The 18,638-nt window shown below is 53.4% G+C and carries 14 protein-coding genes and 1 tRNA gene; 8 read left to right on the top strand and 7 right to left on the bottom strand.

What is annotated here, in order from left to right:
- The first annotated feature begins 298 nt into the window (after positions 1-298).
- Positions 299-724: a hypothetical protein gene (locus QWY20_RS12480; RefSeq protein ID WP_330129339.1), complete on the top strand. Its 426-nt coding sequence runs from the start codon at positions 299-301 to the stop codon at positions 722-724.
- Positions 725-1,021: 297 nt separating this feature from the next.
- Here the strand turns inward: QWY20_RS12480 and QWY20_RS12475 are convergent.
- A tRNA-Arg gene (locus QWY20_RS12475) sits at positions 1,022-1,098 on the bottom strand.
- Positions 1,099-1,290: 192 nt separating this feature from the next.
- Here QWY20_RS12475 and QWY20_RS12470 point away from each other — a divergent pair.
- On the top strand, positions 1,291-3,243 hold the full coding sequence (locus QWY20_RS12470; RefSeq protein WP_330129338.1) for an ATP-binding protein: 1,953 nt from the start codon (positions 1,291-1,293) through the stop codon (positions 3,241-3,243).
- A gap of 130 nt (positions 3,244-3,373) precedes the next feature.
- Positions 3,374-5,545 (top strand): M3 family metallopeptidase, encoded by a 2,172-nt coding sequence (locus tag QWY20_RS12465; protein WP_330129337.1) that lies wholly within the window; start codon positions 3,374-3,376, stop codon positions 5,543-5,545.
- 104 nt (positions 5,546-5,649) lie between these two features.
- On the opposite strand, the gene pckA is transcribed toward QWY20_RS12465, so the two are convergent.
- The 3 genes from pckA to nudE form a co-directional block, all read right to left on the bottom strand.
- The gene (gene pckA / locus QWY20_RS12460) at positions 5,650-7,248 is read right to left on the bottom strand and encodes a phosphoenolpyruvate carboxykinase (ATP) (RefSeq protein WP_330129336.1); all 1,599 of its coding nucleotides are present in this window, start codon (positions 7,246-7,248) and stop codon (positions 5,650-5,652) included.
- A gap of 238 nt (positions 7,249-7,486) precedes the next feature.
- Positions 7,487-8,293, bottom strand: coding sequence for a 3'(2'),5'-bisphosphate nucleotidase CysQ (gene cysQ / locus QWY20_RS12455; protein WP_330129335.1), 807 nt, complete (start codon positions 8,291-8,293; stop codon positions 7,487-7,489).
- Positions 8,271-8,858, bottom strand: coding sequence for an ADP compounds hydrolase NudE (nudE, locus tag QWY20_RS12450; protein WP_330129334.1), 588 nt, complete (start codon positions 8,856-8,858; stop codon positions 8,271-8,273). The genes cysQ and nudE overlap by 23 nt, the downstream gene beginning before the upstream one ends.
- 94 nt (positions 8,859-8,952) lie before the next feature.
- On the opposite strand from nudE, the gene yrfG reads away from it, so the two are divergent.
- Positions 8,953-9,633 (top strand): GMP/IMP nucleotidase, encoded by a 681-nt coding sequence (yrfG, locus tag QWY20_RS12445; RefSeq protein ID WP_330129333.1) that lies wholly within the window; start codon positions 8,953-8,955, stop codon positions 9,631-9,633.
- Positions 9,634-9,718: 85 nt separating this feature from the next.
- The gene (locus QWY20_RS12440) at positions 9,719-11,404 is read left to right on the top strand and encodes a M28 family metallopeptidase (RefSeq protein ID WP_330129332.1); all 1,686 of its coding nucleotides are present in this window, start codon (positions 9,719-9,721) and stop codon (positions 11,402-11,404) included.
- Here QWY20_RS12440 and QWY20_RS12435 read toward each other — a convergent pair.
- Positions 11,401-12,282: a LysR family transcriptional regulator gene (locus QWY20_RS12435; protein ID WP_330129331.1), complete on the bottom strand. Its 882-nt coding sequence runs from the start codon at positions 12,280-12,282 to the stop codon at positions 11,401-11,403. The two genes, QWY20_RS12440 and QWY20_RS12435, sit on opposite strands and share 4 nt — an antisense overlap.
- Before the next feature lie 126 nt (positions 12,283-12,408).
- Here QWY20_RS12435 and QWY20_RS12430 point away from each other — a divergent pair, with 126 nt between their 5' ends.
- The 3 genes from QWY20_RS12430 to QWY20_RS12420 all read left to right on the top strand — a co-directional run bounded on the left by QWY20_RS12430 (position 12,409) and on the right by QWY20_RS12420 (position 15,907).
- Positions 12,409-13,527 (top strand): S-(hydroxymethyl)glutathione dehydrogenase/class III alcohol dehydrogenase, encoded by a 1,119-nt coding sequence (locus tag QWY20_RS12430; RefSeq protein WP_330129330.1) that lies wholly within the window; start codon positions 12,409-12,411, stop codon positions 13,525-13,527.
- A 10-nt stretch (positions 13,528-13,537) separates the two neighbouring features.
- Positions 13,538-14,389 (top strand): S-formylglutathione hydrolase, encoded by an 852-nt coding sequence (gene fghA / locus QWY20_RS12425; protein WP_330129329.1) that lies wholly within the window; start codon positions 13,538-13,540, stop codon positions 14,387-14,389.
- A 441-nt stretch (positions 14,390-14,830) separates the two neighbouring features.
- Entirely contained in the window at positions 14,831-15,907 is a 1,077-nt protein-coding gene (locus QWY20_RS12420; protein WP_330129328.1) for a hypothetical protein, read from the top strand.
- On the opposite strand, the gene QWY20_RS12415 is transcribed toward QWY20_RS12420, so the two are convergent.
- Both QWY20_RS12415 and QWY20_RS12410 read right to left on the bottom strand, forming a co-directional pair.
- Entirely contained in the window at positions 15,899-17,212 is a 1,314-nt protein-coding gene (locus QWY20_RS12415) for a sensor histidine kinase (protein WP_330129327.1), read from the bottom strand. The two genes, QWY20_RS12420 and QWY20_RS12415, sit on opposite strands and share 9 nt — an antisense overlap.
- Entirely contained in the window at positions 17,209-18,588 is a 1,380-nt protein-coding gene (locus tag QWY20_RS12410) for a sigma-54-dependent transcriptional regulator (RefSeq protein ID WP_330129326.1), read from the bottom strand. Before QWY20_RS12410 ends, QWY20_RS12415 begins: the two co-directional genes overlap by 4 nt.
- Positions 18,589-18,638 lie beyond the last annotated feature (50 nt).

Below are 18,638 nucleotides of genomic sequence, written 5' to 3'. Positions count from 1 at the left end.
ATCTGATGTTTATCCTGACGAAGTATCTGATTGAGACATTTTTTATCGAGGATATTAAGCTCTTCGAGTTGACCGATTTGTGTAATTAGAGACATAAAGAGCCTTCTGATATTCTATAAAAATTTACAAGTCATAAAAACTTATGACTCACTTACCATAACAAACAAACTTGTGCGTTTCTGTACCTAAGGTATCCCCACAAATGGGTGAGTTAAGACATAAAATTAAGTGGGAAGGGAACATCACTACAGTTCCCGATCTGATCGTTCGCCAAAACTCAACCTAACAAGACCCAGCCATGAATGTAAAAACAATGCTCGCCGATTTTCTCTCATTTGTCACTCCTACTACGAAGCATAAAACCAGATGTTCAGCTCTGCTTTCGGTAACACAAAGCTCGGTTAAACATAATCATTGTTCTGTGACTGCTATTGGCCGAGGTATTGACAGCACAACCAGCGAAAAACTAAGCATCAAACGGTCTGATAGCTTGCTGAGTAATACCACCCTAACTGCTGAAATGCCTGTTATTTATACCTTGATGCCCCGCGCAGTTTTAGCTCAAAGCAAGCATCTAGTAGTGCTTGTGTACATGAACAACGCAGATACGCAAAAAAAGCATCATTCAAAAATCCAGCATGGCTTTAGAGGGTGGTCTTTAACCTTACTGCACATGGTGCAGCTGATGACTTCAATAGCCCATGGATGCACATACAGTTTTTAAATCGCATAAAGCACATGCTGCTGCCGGATGGCATTACATTACCAATGTGCGGTGTAAGCAACAGCTGAAGATACCAGAGGAAAACCAGTTTATGCGAATTTAGCAGAAGTTAAGCGGTATGTGTTTTAATTGCTCGCAAGAATGCATTTTTATAGAGCTATACGGTCAGTATTTCGAGCAGAGGTCAAAAATCTGAGATTTTGATGGGATGTTTTTTGACCGTGGCACAATCGTGGCACAATCGTGGCACATAAAACAAAAAAACCACTTAGCTTTCGCGTAAGTGGTTGATTTTTATGGCGCACCCGTCAGGATTCGAACCTGAGACCTCTGCCTCCGGAGGGCAGCGCTCTATCCAGCTGAGCTACGGGTGCTTTGCAACGCTGGGTTACAAGCTGTGCATTATAGACAGCCTTTGGAGCGAAGTCTATTGCTGGGCTGCGCATTTTTCAGGCGATCAGTTCCCGGTGTGCTTCCAAAAGGATTTATGCGGTAAAATAAGGGCTTTGCTTTGCGAAGTAGCGGCAAACCGTTATGCTATAAAACAGTATCTTATCGGAGCCTGCATGGATACATCCGGAAAACTGCTGTCTTACTGGCAGTGGCTGTTACTACTGCTATGTTTAGTGGCTTGTGTGCTGATTACCGAGAATTTGGTAAGGCAGGATGCTGCTTATGCTAAAGGCCAGCAGTTGGAGCAGCAGGTCGCTAATGCTGGTCATCTACGCTCATTTTTAGAAACCGAGTTAAACCGCGCTTTGTATTTAACTTTTGGTTTGTCTGCCTATGTCCAGGCCAATAAAGGTCAGGTCTCGGCTACTGAGTTTGATGTGCTGCTGCCAGAGTTGGTTGAACTGGGTCAGTACATCCGCAATATTGGTGTCGCCCCCGATAACCGACTGACGTATGTGTACCCTATTGAGGGCAATGAAGCCGCTATAGGTTTGTACTACCCGGATATTCCCGAGCAATGGCCTGCAGTGCAAGCCATCATTGAAAGCAGGCAGGCACTGCTGGTTGGCCCGGTGCAACTGCTGCAGGGTGGTATCGGTTTTATTCACCGTTTGCCGGTTTTTATTGATGACCAGTACTGGGGCATTATCAGTATCGTGGTGGACCCAACCGAGCTGTGGCAGGAACTGCAACTGATCATGGACCGTTATGGCATTGAAGCAGCTCTGCGCGCCCGCTTGGATGCTGCCAGCTACAGTGATAGCTTTTTCGGTAACAATGCCTTGTTTTATGACGACAGTTTACTGCTGGATCTCACCATTCGTGGGGCCCATTGGCAGCTGGCCATTCGCTCCACCGATCCGCTGAAAGGCCGCACCCTGGAAATCCGCTTGGTTGGTTATTCAGTGACCTTGTTGTTACTGGCCCTGATCAGTTGGCTGACCTTCTCGCGTCATCAATTGCAACACTCCAGCCGCGAGCTGCAGGTACAGCAACAATACCTGAGTACGGTGATGGACAACGTGGCCGATGCCATTATCACTACCGATGCCAATGGCCATATAGAGCGTATCAATCAGGCAGCAGCCGATATTTTTGGCCTGAGCATGCAGCAACTGGAAGGGGTGCATTGGTCATCCTTGCTGGATGATCCACAGCAACAACAGCAACTGTTGCTGGCGACAACTACTCCAGGCAAAGTGGTGAAAACCCGGGGGCGTAACCGCTTTGATCAACCATTCCCACTGGAGCTGTCACGCTCTGAAATCGAGTTCAACCAGCTGACTAAAAATGTCATTTTGCTGCGGGATATGACCGAGCAGCATAAGGTCGATCGGCTGAAAAACGAATTTGTTTCCACCGTTAGCCATGAGCTGCGTACCCCGCTAACAGCCATTAACGGTAGTATTGGTCTGGTACTGGGTGGGGTGATGGGATCCGTGAGTCCTCAGACCAAACAATTGCTACAAACAGCCTACGATAATTGTGATCATCTCACCCAACTGATTAATGATTTGCTGGATATAGAAAAGCTCGAAGCGGGCAAAATGCGATTTCAGCTGCAACCTATCGCACTGGCTGAACTGGTTGAACAGTGTTTGCAACAAAACCAACCGTTGGCAACAGAGAGCCGACTGCAACTAAAACTGCAAACACGTGATCATCACTTGCAGGTGCGGGCAGATCCATTGCGGTTGCAGCAAGTCATCACCAACTTGCTCTCCAATGCCATCAAGTATGCACCACGTGATAGCACGGTGCTGCTGCGACTTAGTCTGGATGGTAACAAAGTGCGGTTAGAGGTGCGGGATCAGGGCCCTGGTGTGCCGGAACATTTTCAGCCTTCCCTGTTTCAAAAATTCGCCCAAGCCGACAGTGCTGATAATAAGGCAAAGCAAGGCTCTGGTCTTGGCCTTGCCATCGCCCGCTCACTGATACAGGCGATGGATGGTGATATTGGCTACCAGCCGATACAGCCACATGGCAGCTGTTTTTATCTCACCTTGCCGTTAAGTGGTTATGCAAAACCCGCAGTTAAGCTCACAACGCCTGCTGATGAGCGGTAAAACATGATTTCTGCCTTTTTTTTTGGCATACTCAGGCAGATCACCTGCTCGCCTTTTGCATAGGTATGCTTGGGCAGGTACTAAAAACTAGAACGATGCACTCTATACTTCGCCCCGAAGGAGACCCATTATGCGCAAGACCCTGATTGCTACTGCAATTGGTGCAGCACTGACGCTCAGTGCCTGCTCTGAACAACCAAGCACCCCAGCCGACTTATCTGCCGATACCGCTGTGGAGGCCATGGTGGATGCAACCAACGACAATCCATTCTTCCAGCCTTTTGCACTGCAGTATGGCGCACCGGATTTTCGCCTGATTGACGACAGTCATTTCCTGCCCGCCTTTGAAGCTGGCATGAAACAGCACATGGCGGAGATTGAGGCCATTGCCAACAATCCAGCAGCCGCTACTTTTGAAAATACCATTGTTGCCATGGAGCGCAGTGGTGAGATGTTGGGTCGGGTATCCCGGGTGTTCTCCAACCTGTCTGGTACTGACAGCAATGAAAAGCGTCGTGAGATTGCCCGTGAATTATCCCCTAAATTTGCCGCTCACTCCGACAACATCAATCTAAACCCGGCTTTATTCGCCCGGATTGAGGCGATTTACAATCAGCGCGAATCACTGGGTCTGGATGCAGAGTCGGCCCGTTTACTCGACATCTACTACGATCGCTTTGTACGCTCCGGTGCTACCTTAACCGAAGAGCAACAGGTAAAAATCCGTGCTTTGAACGAAGAGCACTCACGCCTGACCACCGAGTTCTCACAGAAGCAGTTGCAAATCACCCGCGAAATCGCTGTGATTGTTGATAGCGCCGAAGAACTGGATGGTTTATCCGATAGCCAAATTCGTAGCGCAGCCAATGCTGCCACCGCAGCAGGCCATGAAGGCAAGTATCTGCTCAGCATCACCAATACCACCCGCCAGCCTGTTCTGACGTCGTTGAATAACCGCGAACTGCGTCAGCGGGTATGGGAAGCTTCCGCGTTCCGCGGCACTGCCGGTGACCATGATGTACGACCTATCGTATCACGCCTGGCGCAAATCCGTGCTGAGCGTGCCCAGCTGCTGGGTTACGCCAACTGGGCCGAGTACCAGCTGGAAAACACCATGGCGCAGAACCCTCAGAATGTGCTGGATATGCTCACCAGCATGGTGCCAGCCGTGGTTGCCAATACCAAGCAGGAGCAGGCTGATATTCAGGAAATGATCCGTCGTCATGGCGGTGATTTTGAAGTGCAGCCATGGGATTGGGAATACTACGCCGAGCTGGTACGCCAGGAAAAGTACGATTTGGATGAAAACGAAGTGAAACAGTACTTCGAATTCAACCGTGTACTACACGACGGCGCGTTCTACACCATGAACCGCCTGTACGGTATTCGTTTCGAGCCACGGCCAGATCTGCCGGTGTACCATCCGGATGTGGAAGCCTACGAGGTGTTTGATCACGACGGCACCAGCCTGGCGATTTTCTACGCCGACTACTTTGCTCGTGAAGGCAAGCGTGGCGGTGCCTGGATGAGTGCTTTTGTGACGCAATCGAACCTGCTAGGCACCAAGCCGGTGGTAGTGAATGTGATGAACATTCCAAAAGCACCGGAAGGCGAACCAACCTTGATCAGTTACGATCACACCACCACCATTTTCCACGAGTTGGGCCATGGCATTCACGGCATGTTCTCCAACGTGAAGTACCCAAGCCTGGCAGGCACCGCTGTATCCCGTGATTTCGTCGAATTCCCGTCTACCTTTGAGGAAGATTGGGCTGCTCACCCGGAAGTGCTGGCCAATTACGCCAAACATCATGAAACCGGTGAGCCGATCCCGGCTGAACTGCTGGAAAAAGTGATGACTTCCCGCAGCTTCAACCAGGGTTTTGATACGTTGGAGTACATTGCAGCCTCTTTCATTGATATGAAATGGCATATGCTGGGTGCCGATGCACCACTGCAGGATGTTGAGCAACTGGAAGCTGCTGCCCTTAGCAAGTACGGTGTAGACATGCCGGCGGTACCACCACGCTACAAGTCGACCTACTTTAACCACTCCATCGGCGGCGGTTATTCTGCCAGCTACTATGCCTACATCTGGAGTGAAATTCTGGCAGCCGACGCCTTTGCCTATGTGCAAAGCCAGGGGGGGTTAACCCGTGAGAACGGTGATCACTACCGTAAGCACATTCTGGAAGTGGGTAATTCTCGGCCGCCAATGGAGTCCTACATCAAGTTCCGTGGCCAGGAGCCAACCACAGAGGCATTGTTAATTCGCCGTGGTTTGAAAACCCAGCTGGATTAATTGCTGCAATAACAAAAGCGGTGCTTACGGGCATCGCTTTTTCTCGAAAAAAACCAATAAAAAACGCAGCCTCCAGGCTGCGTTTTTTCATCAAAGCGAACCGCTTACAACTGCGGGCCGGCCGCAACCAGGGCTTTGCCTTCGTCGTTGTCGGTGAACTTCTCGAAGTTGTTGATAAAGCGCTGCGCCAAATCTTTCGCCTTGGCATCCCACTCAGCTGCATCAGCATAGGTGTTACGCGGATCCAGAATACCGTCTTCCACATCGTGCAGATGCGTCGGCACCGCCAGATTAAAGTACGGCAGCTGCATAAACTCGGCATTCTCAATGCTGCCATCCAGAATGGCATCAATGATGGCACGGGTGGCTTTGATGGAAATGCGCTTGCCAGTACCGTTCCAACCGGTATTCACCAGGTAGGCTTCAGCACCAGCTGCTTCCATCCGCTTCACCAGCACTTCAGCGTACTTGGTGGGGTGCAGGCTTAAGAAAGCCGCGCCAAAACAGCTGGAGAAAGTTGGGGTTGGCTCGGTGATGCCCCGCTCGGTACCGGCCAGTTTGGCGGTAAAGCCAGACAGGAAGTGGTACTTGGTTTGCTCTTTGGTCAGCTTGGCCACCGGCGGTAATACACCAAAGGCATCGGCGGTCAGGAAGATCACCTTTTTGGCATGGCCTGCTTTAGAGACTGGCTTAACGATGTTGTCGATATGGTAAATCGGGTAAGAGACCCGGGTGTTCTCGGTTTTGGAGCCATCGTCAAAATCGACAGTACCATCGGCGCGCACAGTGACGTTTTCCAACAAGGCATCACGGCGGATAGCCTGGTAGATATCCGGCTCGTTTTCTTGTGACAGATTGATGGTTTTGGCGTAGCAGCCGCCTTCAAAGTTGAAGATACCGTCGTCGTCCCAGCCGTGCTCGTCATCGCCGATCAGCTTGCGCTTTGGATCAGTCGACAGCGTGGTTTTGCCGGTGCCGGACAGGCCAAAGAACACCGCCACGTTGCCATCTTCACAGACGTTGGCAGAGCAATGCATCGAAGCTATGCCTTGCAGCGGCAGGTAGTAGTTCATCAGCGAGAACATGCCCTTTTTCATTTCGCCGCCGTACCAGGTACCGCCAATCAGCTGGATACGCTCGGTCAGGTTAAAGGCAATGAAGTTCTCAGAATTCAGGCCATGCTGCTGCCAGTTCGGGTTGGTGCATTTGGCACCATTCATTACCACGAAATCCGGTGTGTAATTTTTCAGTTCATCATCGCTTGGGCGAATAAACATGTTTTTGACAAAATGCGCCTGCCAGGCCACTTCGGTGATAAAACGTACCGATAAACGGGTATCCGGGTTGGCACCACAAAAAGTATCCACCACGAACAAACGCTTGCCAGACAACTGCTTAGTGACCAAGCCCTTTAAATCGGCCCAGACCTCCGGCGAAATCGGCTTGTTGTCGTTTTTGCCCTGATCTGCCCACCACAACGTATCGCGGGTGGTGTCGTCACGGACAATGTATTTATCTTTTGGGGAACGGCCGGTAAAAATACCGGTATCCACGGCTACGGCGCCCAGGGTGGTCACTTTCCCCTGCTCATAACCTTCGAGATCCGCACGCGTCTCTTCCGCAAACAACTGGTCGTAACTGGGGTTATATACGACTTCCGTGACATCGGTGATGCCGTATTGGCTCAGATCCAAATCGGACATGATGTAGGCTCCTAAGGGTACTGTAGGTGTAGGGTGCAGTCTCTAGGCGGACTTCAACGTTCATCTTTCAGTGTGCCGGCAGCTCAGCTGCCTAAAAAACACTCGTGCATAATACCGTTTTTGCTGTTAAAAAGATAGGTTTTGATCGCAGCCAAATCAGCGCCAACCAAGGCAGGCCGCGGCCTATGCGGTTTTGCTGCATAAGCATGCTTGTTTTTTTGTTGCAAGCGGTGAAAGTTTACTGCGGCTGTATCAATTCTGGCCAGGGCAAAGCTGCCTGGCCCATCACCACAAAGTTGGGATTGGCGAGACTTTCGCGTTGATTGTAACTGAGCGGCGCAAAGCTGCTATCGAGGATCTTACCACCCGCCTCTTCCACAATAATATGCACGGCGCCGGTATCCCATTCCCCGGTCGGGCCAAGCCGGACATAACAATCGGCACCGCCTTCGGCGACCAGGCAGCTTTTGAGGGAGCAACTACCGAGTGGAATGTACTCCACCTGCTGGCCATCGGGCAGCAATTGCTCGATGGGTTCACGCGCCTGACGACGACTGACCGCCACCCTGAGCGGTTCGGGTTGTTGGTGCTGATGCACCTGAATACGGCGGATTTTAGAGCCTTTTTGCTTAAAAGCACCATGGCCCCGGGTGGCGTAATACAATACCTGCTCTTTCGGCCAGTAAATCACCCCAAGCGCCGGCCAGCCATGCTCGACCAATGCAATACTGACGGCAAAATCACCGCTGCGGGCAACAAACTCCTGGGTACCATCCATCGGATCAATCAGCCAATAGCGCGGCCAGTGCTGGCGCTTTGCCAATGGCAACAACTGCACTTCTTCAGAGATAATGGGAATATCGGGTGTCAGCGCCTGCAGGTGCTGCATGATGATGTCATTCGCAGCCAGATCGGCCGTGGTCACCGGACTTTGATCGTCTTTGGTGGCTTGCTGGTAGTCACCGCTTTGGTACAGCTGCCAGAGCCGGTCGCCGGCCTGTTTGGCCGCCGTTTTAATCGGTTCAAGCAGTGAGCTCAAAAACATCGGGATTCCTTGCCAGGTAAGCGTCTGCCAGAAAAAGAGCGGCTACACTGCGGGCTTCGGTAAAATCAACCTGCTGCAGCAACTCATCCAGATGGTGCCGGGGCCAGCTTACCCGCTGCAATGGTTCAGGTTCATCACCGGCCAGTTGCTCCGGGTACAAATCCAGCGCCAGCACTATATGCATTGTAGCATTAAAATAGCCTGGAGCCAGTGCCACAGATTTTAATGGGATCAAACGCCTGGCACCAAATCCAATCTCTTCCTTTAATTCGCGGTTGGCGGCCGCCAGAGGATCTTCTCCCGGATCGATCAGGCCTTTGGGAAAGCCCAGTTGATAGTCGTGGGTTCCGGCGCAGTACTCCCGGACCAGATAAAAGTGCTCTGCATCAGGCATGGCTACTACCATCACAGCACCACGACCACTGCCGCGCATCCGTTCATAGAGCCGCTCTTCGCCATTGCTGAAGCGCAGTTGCAGTTGCTCAATTTTAAACAGCCGGCTTTGCGCCACCACTTCTTGATTAAGGATCTCTGGTGGTTGTTTTGTCTGCTTCGATTCAGCCATTCGCTTCCCTCTGCTACAATAGCGCCGCCAGGCGGCTGTTGCCTGTGCAACACTCTGCTTTGCCCCATGATAAAACGAATGACAGGAAAAAACGATGCTGAACTGGGATCAAATTGATACCGTCCTGCTGGATATGGATGGCACCCTGCTGGATTTGCACTTTGACAATCATTTCTGGCTGGAACATTTGCCAAGGCGCTGGGCTCAGCTGACCAACCGCACGCCGGAACAAGCCAAAGCCGAGCTGCAGGCCGAGTACGCCCAATTGACCGGTAAGCTGGAATGGTATTGTTTGGATTACTGGGGCAAACGACTGCAACTACCGATCACCGAGCTGAAGCGTGAAGTGATGGATAAAATCCGCATGCGCGACGACGTACCGGCATTTCTGTCGGCGTTAAAAGACAGCGGTCGTCATATTGTGCTGGTGACCAACGCCCACCCGGATAGCCTGTCGCTGAAGATTGAACGCACCGATTTGGCCAAATACATTGAGCAGTTGATCTCTACCCATGAATTTGGTGTCGCCAAGGAAAGCTGGGCCTTGTGGCAGAAGCTGCAGGACCGCTTAGGCTTTGACCCTGAGCGCACCTTGTTTGTGGATGATAGCCTACCCATTCTGCAGGCCGCTGAGGAGTTTGGCATCCGCCACTTGCTGGCGGTAGCTAACCCGGACAGCCAGCAGGCGCTGCGCCAGATTGAGCAATACCCGGCCATCAGCGATTACCACCAACTGCTGGCGGCTATTGCAGCCACACCGCGTTATCAGGCGTAACTGTCTGGCGATTGACCGATTTTGGCTGGTCTTTCGCCGCCTTTCTGCGTATAAAAACCCCGACTATTCAACCAGGTTTGTTGTTATGAATTATCTAAGCGTTGTTGTTGCCGCCAGCTTATTGTTACTTGGCTGCAGTGCGGTATCCACCATGGATCGCACCGAGCCACTGGCCAGTGCTGCGGCCATTGAAGGCCATATGCTGTTTCTGGCATCCGATGAACTGGAAGGCCGTGATACCGGCAGCCGCGGTCATGAAATCGCCTCTTTGTACATTGCCACGCAATTGCAGGCGCTTGGCCTGCAACCGGCCGGCGATAACGGCACTTTTTTTCAACGGGTACCACTGCGTAGCAGCCGCTTAGTACCCAACAGTGCCCGCATGGTGCTGCATACGGCCGATGGCGATCAGGCATTGCCCTACCCGAAAGCCTTTTTCAGCGGTGCCGACCCGGTGGCCACCGAGTCCAGCGTTAGCGCCCCTTTGGTGTTTGTTGGCTATGGCCTGATATCCGAAGAGTTTGGCATCAACGATTACCAGGGACTGGATCTGGACGGTAAAATCGCCGTGATGCTGCCAGGCCTGCCAGAGCATATTCCCAGCGAAGAAGCGGCGCATTTGGGCCGTGAGCGTAGCCGATTTGCCGCCGAGCAAGGCGCTGTGGGTATCATTACCATTCACACGCCTCAACGCGAAGCGGTTAGGCCATACGCCAACAGCATCTTGTATCTGAACACCCCATCGATGCGTTGGCTGGACAGCGATGGGCAGCCAGGGGGTGTCCAACGCCAACTGCGTGGTGGTGCTTATGTGCATCATGAAGCCGCCGAGGCCCTGTTTGCCCAGGCAGAAACACCGCTTAGCGCCATCTTCGAACAACTTGAAGCCAAAGAAATGCCGGCAGGCTTTGCACTGAATATCAGCGCGACTTTAAGCCGCCAGTCGACCCATGAAGACATCACCAGCCCTAATGTGGTCGCTGTGCTACCAGGATCAGACCCAACTCTGCGTCATGAATACGTGGTACTGACGGCGCACTCGGATCACATCGGCATGATCCAGGATGTCCGCAGCGACAATCGGGTGAATAATGGCGCCATGGACAATGCCGCCGGTGTGGCTATTTTGCTGGAAACTGCCCGCATGTTTACCGAGCTGGAGCAAGCACCGAAACGCTCTATCCTGTTTTTGGTAGTGACCGGAGAAGAAAAAGGCCTGCTGGGTGCGGATTACTATGCGCACAACCCAACCCGACCGATTGAGAACCTGATTGCCAACGTCAATATGGACATGCCGGTGCTGTTGTATCCGTTTGCTGACTTGATTGCCTTTGGTGCCAACCATTCCTCACTTGGCCCAGTGGTGGAGCGTGCCGCTGCCCGTGAAGGCATTCGCTTAAGTCCGGATCCAATGCCGGAGCAAGCCATTTTCACCCGCTCTGATCACTACACGCTAGTGCGTCAGGGCATTCCGGCGGTGTTTTTAATGACTGGTTTTGAATCGCAGGACCCAGAACAAGATGCCGCCGCCATCTGGGGCAGCTTCTTTGCCAAGCATTACCATAAGCCGACCGATTCGATTGCCGATTTAACCCGGGAGTATGGCCCTATCCGCTACGATTTCGGCGCCATTTTCACCCAAATCAACTTTAACATTGCGCTGGATTTGGCCAATGATCCACAGCGGCCTTTCTGGCTGCAAGAAAGCTACTTCCATGATGTGATTGGACAGCCCCATACCCAGCAAGCAGTGCTGGAAGCGGCCAACTAGTTCACATCAATCGCCAGCTGCTGATACAGAAAATCAATCAGCAGCTGCACTCTCGCCGTCAAATGACGGTTTTGCGGATACAAGGCCCAGATCCCTTCAGGTTTGGGCCTGAACGCTGACAAGACTTCAATCAATTGCCCACGCTCAAGCGCTGTGCCAAGGTAATAATCCGGCAATTGCACCAGACCAAGGCCGCAGCGGGCAGCATCCAACAAAGCCAGACCACTGTTGCACTGCACCCGGCCCCGCGGGCGGAAGCTGACCGCTTTGCCTGCTTCCTGAAACCGCCAGTGATCCAAAGTACCTGGTAAACAAGAATGATGTTGCAACTCGGTCAAACTTTTTGGCGTTCCCGCCTCGGCAAGATAGGAGGGTGCAGCCACTAGGTGCAACTGCCGGGAAGTTAAGCGCCGGGCCATCAGGCTGGAGTCCTCCAGCTGCCCCAATCGTATCGCCAAATCGTAACTGCCCTGGATCAGATCCAGCCGCTCATTGCTAAGCTGCAATTGCAGCTCCAGCTCCGGGTAATGCCCTAAAAACTGATGCAACAAAGGCGCAATCCGGTACTCACCGTAATACACTGGAGCGGTAATGCGCAACCGGCCCCGCGGGGTCTGATTAAAATCAGCCAGCAGCTGATTGGCTTCCTGCAAACCGCTGACCAGGTGCCGGCAATGCTGCAAATACAACTCGCCTTCTTTGGTCAGGGTGACGCTGCGGGTCGAGCGAAACAGCAACTTTAAACCCAGTCGCTGTTCCAGCGCCGCCACATTGCGGCTGACTTGCGCCACCGAACAGCCCAGCTGCCTGGCCGCTGCAGTAAAACTGTGCCGCTCCGCCACGGCGACAAACTCACTGATGCCCTGCCAGTCACTCATTGCCCCTCTTTATTGCATATATGCAAAACTAATTTGATAAATAGCCAGATTATCCTGCAATCAGAAAAAATTACAATGCACTAGACTTAGAGCACAACAATAAAGCAATGATTACAGGAACAGAGTATGCAACCGATTAAAACCCGTGCGGCGGTGGCCTGGGGCCCGGGCCAGCCACTTTCCATCGAAGAAGTTGATTTAATGCCACCCCAGGCAGGTGAAGTGCTGGTACGCATTGTCGCAACCGGCGTCTGCCATACCGATGCCTACACCTTGTCTGGCGACGATCCGGAAGGCGTCTTCCCGGCAATTTTGGGTCACGAAGGTGGCGGTATTGTCGAAGCCGTCGGTGAAGGCGTAACCTCGGTGGCGGTCGGTGACCATGTGATTCCGCTCTACACCCCGGAATGTGGCAAATGCAAGTTCTGTTTATCCGGCAAAACCAACTTGTGCCAGGCCATCAGGGCGACTCAGGGCAAAGGCCTGATGCCGGATGGCACCAGCCGCTTCTCCAAAGACGGCAAGCCGATTTACCATTACATGGGCACCTCGACCTTTTCCGAGTACACCGTGCTGCCGGAGATCTCGCTGGCCAAAATCAACAAAACCGCACCGCTGGAAAAAGTCTGTCTGCTGGGCTGTGGCGTTACCACCGGTATGGGCGCTGTGATGAATACCGCCAAGGTACAGCCGGGCGATACCGTGGCGGTGTTTGGTTTGGGTGGCATTGGGCTATCAGCTATTATCGGTGCTGTGATGGCCAAAGCCGGCCGCATCATCGCCATCGATATCAATGAAAGCAAGTTTGCTATCGCTAAGCAGCTGGGCGCGACCGATGTGGTTAACCCGAAGGATTACGATAAGCCGATTCAGGAGGTGATCGTAGAGATGACCGATGGCGGTGTGGATTTCTCCTTTGAGTGCATCGGCAATGTGCAGGTGATGCGCTCGGCGCTGGAGTGCTGCCACAAAGGCTGGGGTGAATCGGTGATTATTGGCGTGGCAGGTGCCGGCCAGGAAATATCCACCCGGCCGTTTCAGTTGGTGACCGGCCGGGTCTGGCGTGGCACTGCCTTTGGCGGGGTGAAAGGCCGCTCTGAGTTGCCGGATTACGTGGAGCGCTATCTGGCCGGTGAGTTCGAGCTGGATACCTTTATCACCCATACGCTGCCACTGGAGCGGATCAACGAAGCCTTTGATTTGATGCATGAAGGCAAGTCGATTCGCACCGTGATCCACTTTTAAGGAGCTGCGCATGCCAGCTTTAGAAAAAATCAGCGATCAGCGGCTGTTTGGCGGCCGCCAGATGCGCTTTGCCCACGACTCCAAAGTGCTGAATTGCCGGATGCAGTTTTCCGTCTATTTGCCACCACAGGCCGGACAAAAGGACGTACCAGCGCTGTACTGGCTATCAGGGCTTACCTGCAACGATGAAAACTTCTCCGCCAAAGCCGGTGCTCAGCGGGTTGCCGCTGAGCTTGGCATTGCCCTGGTGATCCCGGATACCAGCCCCCGTGGCGACCAGGTACCGGATGACCCGGAAGGAGCTTATGATTTTGGCCTGGGCGCAGGCTTTTACGTCAATGCCACCGAAGCGCCTTTTGCCAGCCACTACCAGATGTACGATTACATCGCCAAAGAGCTGCCGGCGCTGGTTGAGGCCGAATTGCCACTCAGTACCCAACGCTCCATTTCCGGCCACTCGATGGGGGGCCATGGTGCTTTGGTGATTGCACTGCGGGAAAGCGGCCGGTATTGCTCGGTCTCGGCTTTTGCACCAATCAGCAACCCCATCCATTGCCCCTGGGGCCAAAAGGCGCTGACGGGTTATCTTGGCAAGGATGAAAGCCACTGGCAGCACTTCGATGCGTCTGTACTGCTGGCAGAGAAGCAAGCGACACTGCCCATTCTGGTTGATCAGGGCGATGCCGATCAGTTTCTGGCCGAGCAGCTCAAGCCCGAAGCCCTGCTGGCCGCCAGCACCATCAGCGGCTCCGAACTCGAGCTGCGCATTCAGCCAGGCTACGATCACAGCTACTACTTTATCGCCAGCTTTATTGAAGACCATCTACGTTTTCATGGGCGTTATTTGTTGCCTCAATCCTGAGGCAATAGCCATCGACTTCAGGCCGTTAGCTTTGCCAAAGCTTTCGGCCTACCAAGATACATCCCATATCATCTGCTCAATTGATATTTAACAAAAGATAACTTTTCTCTAGTTTCGGTAATAAAGATTTGTTACTTTACAATTACTAAAAACCTCGAATTCAACATCCAGAGTTGCTTTATGGAATTTCCTTGCCTGCTTTTTTTTAGTCTGCTATTTAGCACCACGGTGATAGCTGATGAGCCATGCGAACATAAAATCGAAGTCATCATTCCTGATTTTCTCAAAACCTACCAACTCTCTGTTTATGCAGGACGGCAAGTGCATGCAGTGAGCAGTGACAGCCCTTACTTATGTCTATCCCGGAAAGCATTAGGCACCTTCATACACCCATTCAGTAATTCAAGAATTGGCTTGTACATTGCCGATGGAGACGCGCGAATGGATCATCTGCTGTATGGCCTCAGCCATCTGCAAGCTGAGAAGCTGGAGCTTGGCCTTGTCAGTACCGTAGCGGCTGCACTTTGCCCGGCTCACTGCGGCTATCAGGAGTACCGTTATCTAATGCAACACCCTGAAGTCCATAAGATTGCAGCACGGATAGAGGAGCAGCTGAGCAAATTGGTGGCACAGGATCGGAGTGCCATTCTGGACCGCAACAAATTAAGCACCTTGGACTGGAGCGCAATGCAGCAACGAGGCATCCACCAGCAAGCACTGCCAGAGCCTCTACCTGCCTACCAGAATGATACCCTGACGGAATATCATTATTTTAGTGGCCGTAGCGATCGTTATCTGTCACCTCTGTTAGACCGCAATGTGTCGCCTACAGCGCAGCGAATGATCCAGGAAAACATGGGGGACATTTTTAATAATAACCCGGAACTGTCGGAGCTATTCAGCCAACAACGGGATGCATTTATGGCGCAATTCAGAGCCAGGCTACCCTGGCCTGAGTATCGGCAGCAATTGGTCGCTTACATAAAATCCCAACGTGAAGTGGAACCCAGGCTTGCACCAGTCTGGAACAAAATTGACGAAGGGATTGCTTTGGTCGATAGCTACCATCAGAGCTTTCGCCAAAATCAGCGCCAACCCTTTGCCGCATTGACCAATAGGGACCTGACCGGTGACATGGTTATCAGCCACTGGATCCGCTACGCTCATCAACATGCTCCGCAATTTGAAGACTACAACCAGCTATTTTCGACCAACCTGAAGTCGAAAATTGCCGAGCAGCCAGAAGCGAATGCGTCGACCCTCTATAACATAAACACTTTGATTGCTGTTTATCCAAGACTCAGAGGTAGCGACGGCACCGGCACGGCACGCCTACGCTTTGAATACATGGATGCGTTTTCCCGTGTCGGCGATCAACTCTGGCTCTCGAATGGTATCGATCACATCGTGTTTTTATACGAAAACGGGGCCTGGCGATTGGATCAGATCTGCCGCATTGCCGCAGATAGCTACCAATTGTGCCCGATAATCCCGGCGGAAACCATCAGCTCAACTTAACCGCAACCGAAAGCAAGCCCCCTCTGGTCTGGGCAGATAGCGCAATTCGCCGCCCTGCGCCTGCATCAGGGCCCGGGCCAGGCTCAGGCCGATGCCGGAGCCGCTGGCCTTGGTGGTAAAAAAGGGCACAAACAACTGCTCGGCGGCAGTCGCGGTAATGCCAGGGCCATTATCAATGATATCCAGCAACCAGTGGGGATGCTGGTAATGCGCCCGGCATTCAATCCGCGGCTTCATAGGCGGCTTCGAAATGTCCTGCAGCGCTTCGGCGGCATTTTTCAGCAGATTAATCAGCACCTGCTCCAGCAGCGCCGGGTCCAGCCAAAGTGGCGGCAGCTCCGCCGGCAGCACAGTGCAAAGCTCGATACCGGCAAGCTGCTGCTGCAGCAAACGCTGCACCCGCGCCAGGCTGTCGGCCAGGCTAACAGCACTCAACTCCGCCTGCACAGGGGTACTCAAGGTTTTAAAGGCAGCAATAAACTGGCTTAAGTGCTCACCACGCCGGGCAATGGTGCTGCTGGCCAGTTGCAAGTCGGCATGGCGCTCGGCATCCAGCACGCTATCCGGCGCTGGCAACAGCGCCAGGCTGCTTTGCGCCAGCGACACCATCGGATTGATGGAGTTGGCGATTTCATGGGTCAAAATACGGGTCAGTTGCTGGTAAGCGCGCACTTCCTGCGCCAGCAATTGCTGCTGAATGCTTTGCAGGGTCATGAGTTTGCGCGGCTGGCCCAGCAGCTGGCTTTGCACCAGACTAAAGGCCAGCCTGTCCTGGCCCCCTTCGCTCTGCCACAGCAGCTCGCCTTGTTGCAGCGCTTGTGGTTGCTGCAACTTTTGCCACAACAGCGGCAAGGAGCCAGGGCTATCTTCACTAAGCCCCTGCCGGGCTTGCTCCAGCAGCGGACTGCCCAGCAAGCGTTCGGCAGCCGGGTTGGCCTGCTGCAACACATTGTGCTGATCGAACTCCAGCACCGCTACTTCCAGCTGGGTTAGCAAGGCATTGAGGTACTGCGCCCTGGCCTCGGCTTGCTGGCGGCTCTGCATCAGTTGCTGCTGCACCTGCTGCCACAACGCCTGCAATTCGGGCTGCTGCGGCAAGCGGAAACTGACATCCTGGTTGGCCAGCGCCTTTAACAAAAACGAAGTTTGCCGCTGCAGGTGCCGGCTATGTTGCAGCAACAACCAGCAAGCCAGTCCCAGCAACAACAGCAACAGTAGGGTGACCGCATTGAACGCCAGCCCCAACCAGCCAAGCAGCAAGGCGCTGCCCAACAGCAAACTCAGCGGCAGCAACAGGCGCGTCATAACTGGTATTTTTCCATGCGCCGGTACAAGGCTGCCCGGGTCAGACCCAGCGCCTTTGCCGCCTGGCTGATGTTGCCCTGATAATACTGTAGCGCCTGGGCAATGGTTTTTTGCTCAACGTAATCGAGCGTAGAGCCCAGCATAAAATCTTCACCCTCCGGACTTTGAGCAGCAGCGGCAGGTGCGGAGCCGGCGGAGCTTTCCAGTTGACTAAAATCCAGCTCGCCCTGCTCGGCCAGCACCACAGCCCGCTCAACCGCATGCGCCAACTGACGCACATTGCCAGGCCAGCGGTAACGGCAGAGCTGACGTTGATCGCTTGGCCGAATGCGCAGGCCGCTTTGCTGGTATTTGTCGCTGTAAAACGTCAGATACCAGTCCAGCAACAGCGGGATATCCCCCTCGCGCTCGCGCAGTGGTGGCAAACAAATTTCCACCGTATTGATGCGGTACAACAAATCCTGCCGAAACTCACCCCGCCCTACTTTTGCCAGCAAATCCTCGTTGGTCGCGGCGATCAGCCGGGCATCAAACGGCTGGCCCTGACTGCTGCCAACCGGCACCACCACCCGGCTTTGCAGCGCCGTCAGCAATTTAGCCTGCAGCGACAGCGGTACATTGCCCAGCTCATCCAGCAGCAAGGTGCCGCCACTGGCCTGGCGCAAACGGCCGCTGTAATCGCTTTTGGCATCGGTAAAGGCGCCTTTTTTATGGCCAAACAGCTCACTTTCAAACAAATTGCTGTGCACCGCGCCAAGATCCACTGTGACTAAAGGCCCCTGCCGGCGGGGAGATGCCTGGTGAATGGCTTCAGCCGCCAGCGCCTTGCCGGTCCCGCTTTCCCCTAGCAGCAGGATATTGGCCTCGGTGGCAGCGGCTTTTTCAATCAGCCGCTGCACCTGCTGCATGGCAGCACTTTGGCCCAGCATCGGCACGGTGGGCTGTGCTAAAACCGCTTGTGCCGGGGCTGCACCCTGCTTGTCGTTGCTTGATTGCGCGCCACTGTGCTTTTGCAAGGTACGCAGCAACTGCTCGTTGCTCCAGGGCTTGGCAATAAAATCGCAGGCACCCAACTGCATGGCCCGCACCGCCAGCGGCAACTCAGCGTAGGCGGTCATCATCACCACCTTCAGATCCGGCTGGCATTTGAGCGCTATCTGCAAGTAGTAAATGCCCTCTTCGCCACTGCTGACATCCCGCTGAAAGTTCATATCCAGCAGCAACAACTGCACCGGCTGCTGTTGCAGGCAGGATTGCAGTTGGCTGGGATCCTGCAGTATCAGCACCTTGGCAAAATAAGGTTTCAGGCAAAGCCTGGCCGCCGTCAGTAAGTCGGTATTGTCGTCCAGCACGAGCACTGTGGCTGCATTGTTCATCGTCTTTGAATCGCATCGGGTGTTAGCAAAACGTAAGCGTCACCCTAAAC

The organism is Alkalimonas cellulosilytica (assembly GCF_036325985.1).
In the GTDB taxonomy this organism is placed as follows: Bacteria; Pseudomonadota; Gammaproteobacteria; order Enterobacterales; family Alteromonadaceae; genus Alkalimonas; species Alkalimonas cellulosilytica.
Note: the sequence above shows the minus strand (reverse complement) of the source record. Positions and strands in the feature narration are given on the sequence as shown.

Bases quoted from the DNA above. Each gene is read 5' to 3' on its own strand.
- QWY20_RS12410 (WP_330129326.1), bottom strand. From the start codon at position 18,588: ATGAACAATGCAGCCACAGTGCTCGTGCTGGACGACAATACCGACTTA.
- QWY20_RS12465 (WP_330129337.1), top strand. From the start codon at position 3,374: ATGCGCAAGACCCTGATTGCTACTGCAATTGGTGCAGCACTGACGCTC.
- QWY20_RS12470 (WP_330129338.1), top strand. From the start codon at position 1,291: ATGGATACATCCGGAAAACTGCTGTCTTACTGGCAGTGGCTGTTACTA.
- QWY20_RS12430 (WP_330129330.1), top strand. From the start codon at position 12,409: ATGCAACCGATTAAAACCCGTGCGGCGGTGGCCTGGGGCCCGGGCCAG.
- QWY20_RS12435 (WP_330129331.1), bottom strand. From the start codon at position 12,282: ATGAGTGACTGGCAGGGCATCAGTGAGTTTGTCGCCGTGGCGGAGCGG.
- nudE (WP_330129334.1), bottom strand. From the start codon at position 8,858: ATGGCTGAATCGAAGCAGACAAAACAACCACCAGAGATCCTTAATCAA.
- cysQ (WP_330129335.1), bottom strand. From the start codon at position 8,293: ATGTTTTTGAGCTCACTGCTTGAACCGATTAAAACGGCGGCCAAACAG.
- pckA (WP_330129336.1), bottom strand. From the start codon at position 7,248: ATGTCCGATTTGGATCTGAGCCAATACGGCATCACCGATGTCACGGAA.
- QWY20_RS12420 (WP_330129328.1), top strand. From the start codon at position 14,831: ATGGATCATCTGCTGTATGGCCTCAGCCATCTGCAAGCTGAGAAGCTG.
- QWY20_RS12415 (WP_330129327.1), bottom strand. From the start codon at position 17,212: ATGACGCGCCTGTTGCTGCCGCTGAGTTTGCTGTTGGGCAGCGCCTTG.
- fghA (WP_330129329.1), top strand. From the start codon at position 13,538: ATGCCAGCTTTAGAAAAAATCAGCGATCAGCGGCTGTTTGGCGGCCGC.
- yrfG (WP_330129333.1), top strand. From the start codon at position 8,953: ATGCTGAACTGGGATCAAATTGATACCGTCCTGCTGGATATGGATGGC.
- QWY20_RS12440 (WP_330129332.1), top strand. From the start codon at position 9,719: ATGAATTATCTAAGCGTTGTTGTTGCCGCCAGCTTATTGTTACTTGGC.
- QWY20_RS12480 (WP_330129339.1), top strand. From the start codon at position 299: ATGAATGTAAAAACAATGCTCGCCGATTTTCTCTCATTTGTCACTCCT.